Raw genomic sequence first — 285 nt, 5'->3', positions numbered from 1 at the left:
GCCGGCCAGCAAATATGTCGCCGAGTTCATCGGATCCCCCACCATGAACTTCTTCGAGGGCGAGCTCAAAGCCGACGGCGGAACCTACAGCTTCACAAACGGCACACTCACCGTCCCCTTGAGCGACTATCAGTTCAAGGAAACAAGCCCAGCACCGGAACCAGCCTGGTTCGGCATCCGCCCCGAACACATGACCTCAGGCGAGGCCGCACAAAACGCCACAGTCCGCATGACAGCATCCGTCGAACTCGTCGAACCCCTCGGATCCGACACCCTCGCACGCGT

At 60.7% G+C, this 285-nt stretch carries 1 protein-coding gene; it reads left to right on the top strand.

The genetic code is table 11. The features are described from left to right. Window positions 1–43: 43 nt before the first annotated feature. Window positions 44–285 (top strand): TOBE domain-containing protein (locus tag Q0835_RS30245; protein ID WP_298967215.1); only part of this gene is annotated, 242 nt, incomplete at its 3' end.

It is taken from the genome of uncultured Roseibium sp. (genome assembly GCF_947499295.1).
GTDB lineage: Bacteria > Pseudomonadota > Alphaproteobacteria > Rhizobiales > Stappiaceae > Roseibium.
Note: the sequence above shows the minus strand (reverse complement) of the source record. Positions and strands in the feature narration are given on the sequence as shown.